We start from the raw sequence: 1,002 nt of genomic DNA, 5'->3' as shown, positions 1-1,002 counted from the left end.
GCAAGGGCCGGCGGCGCGGGGTCCGGCAGCGCCGGCGCCTCCCGCAGGGCGGCCAGCCCCAGGCCGGCGCAGGCCAGCGCCAGGAGCGGCAGGCCCGGCCTCACGACGCCGCGCCCCGCAGCACGCGAAGCTCCATCTGCACGTCCAGCAGCGGCTGCACGCCGCCCCGCGCCGCGCCGATGATGGTCAGCGCGGTCACCTGCACGGGCATCGCCCCGGCCTCGAGCGCCGCCAGCAGGTCGCGCAGCCCCTCATGCGTCGCCTGCAGCCGGGCGCGAAGCGCGAGGGCGCCGGCGCCCGCCGCCGCCTCCGGCAGGGTTTCCAGGCTCTGCACCGCGCCGCCATGCCGCGCCGCGAGGTCGCGCAGGCGCCGCTGCAGCGCCGCGCCCGCCAGCGCATGGCTGGCCCCGGGGATGCCCTCGGCACCGTCCAGCATCCCGCGCAGGGCCGCGACCTCGGCGGCCAGGGCCGGGGCGCGCGCCGCGACCGCCAGCGACCGTGCCTCCAGCGCCAGGGCGCGCTGCAGCCGGTCCGCCGCCGCCTCCCGCGCCGCGAGCCAGGGCGCGACGGCGAGGACCCAGCCGAGAGCCAGCGGCAGGAGGAGCAGGCCGAGCGCCAGCAGCCGCCGCGCGTTGGGGGAAAGCCGGTTCATCGCCGCGCCTCCCGCACCGGCGCCGCCGCGGCGACGCGCATGGCCAGCTGGAAGCGCTCCGGCGCCTCCGGCCGGTCGCGGGTGACGGGCGCGGTGAAGCGCACCTCCCGCAGCAGGGGCGAGGCATCCAGCAGCCCGACCAGCCCGTCGGCCCGCGCCGCGAAGCCGGTGAGGAGGAGCTGGTCGCCGGTCAGGCGGAACTCGGTCAGCCAGGCCTCGTCGGGCAGCCGGCGCGCCACCTCCTCCAGCAGCGCGACCGCCGGCGGCCGCGCCCGCAGCGCGGCGGCGAGGTCGAGCCGGGCGCGGAGCGCCGCGACCTCCGCCTCCAGCAGCAGCGTCCGCTCGGCGCC

2 protein-coding genes are annotated in these 1,002 nt (G+C 80.8%); both read right to left on the bottom strand.

Going from position 1 to position 1,002, the window contains the following annotated elements:
• Window positions 1–100: 100 nt before the first annotated feature.
• Window positions 101–652 (bottom strand): type II secretion system protein GspM, encoded by a 552-nt coding sequence (gene gspM, locus E2C05_RS32070; RefSeq protein WP_133223631.1) that lies wholly within the window; start codon window positions 650–652, stop codon window positions 101–103.
• The coding region (locus E2C05_RS32065) for a PilN domain-containing protein (RefSeq protein WP_192912572.1) at window positions 649–1,002 on the bottom strand (354 nt) is incomplete at its 5' end. The genes gspM and E2C05_RS32065, both read right to left, overlap by 4 nt.

Origin of the sequence: Paracraurococcus ruber, assembly GCF_004353985.1 — a bacterium.
In the GTDB taxonomy this organism is placed as follows: domain Bacteria; phylum Pseudomonadota; class Alphaproteobacteria; order Acetobacterales; family Acetobacteraceae; genus Paracraurococcus; species Paracraurococcus ruber.
Note: the sequence above shows the minus strand (reverse complement) of the source record. Positions and strands in the feature narration are given on the sequence as shown.